This window comes from Luteibacter sp. P4_D7_3 (assembly GCF_056401735.1).
In genome coordinates, this window is sequence record NZ_JBFUIT010000299.1 from 1 (window position 1) to 4,749 (window position 4,749).

Consider the following 4,749-nt stretch of genomic DNA (forward strand, 5'->3'; position numbering starts at 1 on the left):
AGTATGGGCATCATCCGACCAGCATGACCTGGCCGGACCGCGTTGGGGGGAGCGGGCCGTCACGGTTCGCGGGGTAGCAAGCGGCTTTTCGGAACGGCATGAAACACGACAACGTCATCAGGATTCTCTTCATCGAAGACTCGGTGGAAGACGCCGAGCTTTTGATCAACGTACTGCGCAATGGCGGTATCGCCGTGCGCCCCGCACGCGCAACGAGCACGGCGGAAATACAGGCCGCCCTGGACGAACTGGTGCCGGACCTGGTGCTGATGAATCCCGGCGTGCCGGGCATCGACGCCGCGGCGGTCGCCCGCCAGCTGGACGCGAGCGGACGCGACCTCGCGCTCATCGCCGTGGTCAACAGCCTCAGCGACGACAGCGTGGCCGACCTCTTCGCCGGTGGCACGCGTGGCGTGGCGCTGCGTAAACGTTCCGACCAGGTCCTGGCCGTGGTCCTGCGCGAGTTCGAGGCACTTTCCACCCGGCGCCAGGTGCGCCGCCTGGAAACCTCGCTGCGCGAGACCGAGCGCCGGTGCGATTCCCTGCTCGATTCCTCGCGCGACGCCATTGCCTATGTCCACGAGGGCATGCACGTCCGCGTGAACCAGGCCTACCTCGAAGCCTTCGGCTTCGCCGAGTTCGACGACATCCTCGGCCTGCCGATCCTCGACCTGATCGCCGGGACCCACGCCGACGACTTCAAAGGCGTGTTGCGCGGCCTGTCCAAGGGCGAGAAAGCACCGCCTCCGCTGGAGCTGTTGGCCCGTCGCGACGACGGGGGTACGTTCAAGGCCCTGGTCGACTTCGCACACGCCACGTTCGAAGGCGAAGCCTGCCTACAGATCGTGTTCCGCCAGCAGATGGTAGACGCTGCCCTCGTGGCGCAGCTGCAGCGGGACTCGGTAACCGGCCTGTTCAATCGCGCGCGCACGCTCGAGCACATCGACGAAGCCGTGGCTGCCGCGGCCGCCGGGCGCGAGGGGCAGGCCATGCTCCTGCTCGAGCCGGACAACTGGAAAGAAATCGTCGGCAGCGCGGGCATCGGCAATGCGGACAAGCTGCTTGCCGCAATCGCCGCAAAGATCAACGAATCCATCGATGAGGAAGACGTTGCCGGCGTGCTGGGCGACCATACCCTTGGCCTGATCCTGGCGCCGCGGGGCGACCTCGAGCACGCCGCGCTCACCGAGCGCCTGCGCACCAGCATCGCCGAGCACATCATCGACGCGGGCACACGCTCGCTCAACGTGACGATCACCATCGGCGGCACGCTGATAGCCGAGAAGAATGCCAGCACCGAGGCGGTGCTCGAACAGGCCAGCGCGGCGCTGCGCAACGCCCAGAACCAGGGCGGCAATCGCGTCGAGCTGCACGATCCCAGCGCCCGCGAAAAGGCGGACGCCGAGCGCGAGCAGTACTGGCTCGACCTCGTTCGCCATGCGCTGTCGACCGATGGCCTGCGGCTGTACCACCAGCAGATCATCAGCCTGCAGGATGCCGCCGGCGAGTTCTACGAGATCCTGGTGCGCATGCGCGGCCCGAAGGGCGATGTCCTGCCCTCGTACTTCTTCCCCGTGGCCGAGCGCAACGGCCTCCTCCCGGCGATCGACCGCTGGGTGCTGGGCCATGCCATCGATGCGCTGGCACACCGCGAAAACGACGGGCTCACCACGACCTACTTCGTGAAGATGACCCTGCAGTCGCTGGAAGATCCGGACCTGTTGCCGTGGCTCTGCCGTCGCCTCGAATCCGCCAAGCTGCGTCGCAGCACCCTGGTCATCGAGATGCCGGAGTCCAAGGTACTGACCAGCCTGCGGCCTACCCAGGAATTCGTGGCCGGCTGGCGCAAGGCGGGCGGCGCGTTCGCCATCGAGCAGTTTGGCTCGGGCCTCAACTCGTTCCAGATGCTCAACCATGTCGAGGCCGACTTCCTGAAGATCGACCGCAGCTTCATGACCGACCTACCGCAGCACCCGGAAAACCAGAAGAAAATCGCGGAGATCTGCAAGGAAGGCCACGCGTCGGGCAAGCAGACCGTCGCCGAATGGGTCGAGGACGCCGTGAGTACGTCGCTGCTGTTCGCCTGCGGCGTGGACTTCGTGCAGGGCAACTTCCTGCAGGAGCCGGCCAAGGTGCTGGCCGAGGAATACATGCCCGTATAAGGCCCATGTGGGAGCCGATTCATCGGCGATGGGCCTGCGATAACCTGGCCCGCTGCCGCGGGATCGCCGATGAATCGGCTCCTACAGAAAAGCACCCTGCCCGCCACCGGCGCGCAGACAACAAAAAAGCCCGCGATTGCTCGCGGGCTTTTTCTTGGCGCGTACTGCGACCCGATTACTGGGCGGCGGCAGCGGCAGCCTTCTTCGCGACCTTGGCGGCAGCGGCGGCGGCGACGTCTTCCTTGATGCGGGCAGCCTTACCTTCCAGACCACGGAGGTAGTACAGCTTGGCGCCGCGGACCTTGCCCTTGCGCTTGACTTCGACCGAGTCAATAGCGTGGCTGTGCGACTGGAAAACGCGCTCGACACCGGTGCCGTGCGAGATCTTGCGCACGGTAAAGGCGGAGTGCAGGCCGCGGCTACGCTTGGCGATAACGATGCCTTCGAACGCCTGGACGCGCTCGCGGGCGCCTTCCTTAACCTTGACGTTGACGACCACGGTGTCGCCAGGACCGAAATCCGGCAGCTGGCGGATGATCTGCTCGGCTTCGAACTGTTGGAGAAGTTTGTTCATGGCACACCTGTCAATTTCAGTTACGGCGGTCGATATCGGCCGCACCGTTTAGCCGTGTGAGTATTCACGGCGGAATTCATCCAGCAATGCCCTCGATTCATCATCGAGCGCACGCTGCGTTAGCAAGTCCGGCCGGCGCAGCCAGGTACGACCCAGCGACTGCTTGCGACGCCAGCGGCGAATAGCCGCGTGATCGCCGGAAAGCAGCACCTCCGGCACGCCGCCCCAAACATCGTGATGCTCGGGACGGGTGTAATGCGGGCAATCCAGCAGGCCATCCGAGAAGGAGTCCTGTTGGGCGGACTGCGCGTCGTTCAACGCACCGTCCTGAAGACGACCCACCGCATCGATAATCACCGCTGCGGCAAGCTCCCCGCCAGACAGCACATAATCGCCGATTGAGAGCTCCTCGTCGACCTCATGCTGCAGCAGGCGTTCGTCCACGCCTTCGTAACGTCCGCAGACCAGGGCGATTCGCGGCATGTTTGCCAGCGCCTCGACCTTACCCTGCGTCAGCCGCGCACCTTGCGGGCTGAGATAAATCACGTGCACCGGTTCCGGTGCCGCCTCACGAACCGCCGCGAGCGCCGCTCGCAAAGGGTCGATCAGCATCACCATGCCCGGCCCACCGCCAAAGGGGCGACCGTCCACGGTGCGATGCCTGTCGGGAGCGAAGTCGCGGGGGTTCCAGGTTTCCACCTGTAACAACTCGCGCTGCTGCGCCCTGCCGACCACCCCGACCTCGGCCGACTGGCGGACGAAATCGGGAAACAACGAGACCACATCGATACGCATGACTTGGAATCGTTGCTCTAGAACTCGGGGTCCCAGTCCACCACGATGCGCTGGCCATCGAAATCGATGGAGTGCACGTAGGGGCCCTGGACAAACGGGATAAGTCGCTCCCTTTCACCGTCCTTCACCACCATGACGTCATTGGCGCCGGTAGCGAAAAGATGGTTCACCCGTCCCAGGACGACATTCTCCGTGGTAACGACCTCGAGACCCTCGAGATCGGTCCAGTAGAACTCGCCCGGTGCGGGCGGCGGCAGCACGTCACGCGAAACCGTAATTTCGCAGCCGATCAGTGCGGTCGCCTGGTCGCGATCCTCGATGCCCGGAAGGGTGGCCACGAGGCCCTTACCTTGCGCGCGTCCGCGGATCCCGTCGATCTCCTTCTCCACGCCCGGCGCGGTCAGCAGCCATGGCTGGTATTGGAAGATCTGAATACGGGGTTCGGTCCAGCTCTCGAGCTTGACCTGACCCTGCACGCCGTAGAGCCCGACAATGCGTCCGAGCCGGACGCGCTTACCGAGCCCTGTCGACATCAAGCAGCCAGCTTGCCGGCTTCCTTCACGAGAGCACGCACCTTATCGGTCAGCTGTGCACCCTTCGCCACCCAGGCCTGAACCTTGGCAACGTCGAGCTCGAGACGCTTATCAGCGCCCGAAGCGACCGGGTTGTAGTAGCCCACGCGCTCGATGTTGCGACCATCGCGCTTGTTGCGCTGGTCGGTCACGACGACGTGATAAAACGGACGGCCCTTGGCGCCACCGCGCGAAAGACGAATCTTAACCATATTACGAGCTCCAGAATTGCCGATATGCCGGCAGGCGCGCGCTAGATGCGGGCGCGGTAAACCCGGCATTTTAGCGAAAGTTGTAGAAAATGGAAGGGGTTCAGCGCATCGGCGGCATACCGCCGCCCATTCCGCCCATACCACCCATGCCCTTCATGGCGCCACGCATCTGGCGCATGAGGCCTTTGCTGCCGCCCTTGGACAGCTTGGACATCATTTTTTCCATCTGCATGAACTGCTTGAGCAGACGATTGACGTCGGCGGGCTGGGTGCCGGAACCACGGGCCACACGGGCCTTGCGTGAACCGTTGAGGAGATCCGGGTGCCGGCGCTCCTTCTTGGTCATCGACCCGATGATCGCGACCATGCGCTTCAATTCGTTGTCGTTGACCTTGGATTTGACGTTGTCCGGGAGGTTACCCATGCCCGGCAAC

Annotated in this window: 5 protein-coding genes and 1 pseudogene; 1 reads left to right on the forward strand and 5 read right to left on the reverse strand. The window is 64.1% G+C overall.

The features are described from left to right. Positions 1-98: 98 nt before the first annotated feature. The gene (locus AC1DSN_RS18440) at positions 99-2,162 is read left to right on the forward strand and encodes an EAL domain-containing response regulator (protein ID WP_477332116.1); all 2,064 of its coding nucleotides are present in this window, start codon (positions 99-101) and stop codon (positions 2,160-2,162) included. A 175-nt stretch (positions 2,163-2,337) separates the two neighbouring features. Here the strand turns inward: AC1DSN_RS18440 and rplS are convergent, their stop codons facing one another. The 5 genes and pseudogenes from rplS to AC1DSN_RS18465 all read right to left on the reverse strand — a co-directional run. Next, complete coding sequence (gene rplS / locus AC1DSN_RS18445; protein ID WP_046981446.1) at positions 2,338-2,736, reverse strand: 50S ribosomal protein L19; 399 nt, start codon at positions 2,734-2,736, stop codon at positions 2,338-2,340. Positions 2,737-2,784: 48 nt separating this feature from the next. Then, entirely contained in the window at positions 2,785-3,531 is a 747-nt protein-coding gene (trmD, locus tag AC1DSN_RS18450) for a tRNA (guanosine(37)-N1)-methyltransferase TrmD (RefSeq protein WP_063573147.1), read from the reverse strand. Positions 3,532-3,548: 17 nt separating this feature from the next. Beyond that, a complete protein-coding gene (gene rimM / locus AC1DSN_RS18455) occupies positions 3,549-4,064 on the reverse strand; it encodes a ribosome maturation factor RimM (RefSeq protein ID WP_063573146.1) in 516 nt (171 codons plus the stop codon). Continuing rightward, the gene (gene rpsP / locus AC1DSN_RS18460; RefSeq protein WP_063573145.1) at positions 4,064-4,315 is read right to left on the reverse strand and encodes a 30S ribosomal protein S16; all 252 of its coding nucleotides are present in this window, start codon (positions 4,313-4,315) and stop codon (positions 4,064-4,066) included. Before rpsP ends, rimM begins: the two co-directional genes overlap by 1 nt. Before the next feature lie 100 nt (positions 4,316-4,415). Then, positions 4,416-4,749: pseudogene (locus tag AC1DSN_RS18465) on the reverse strand (signal recognition particle protein); the annotation flags it as partial.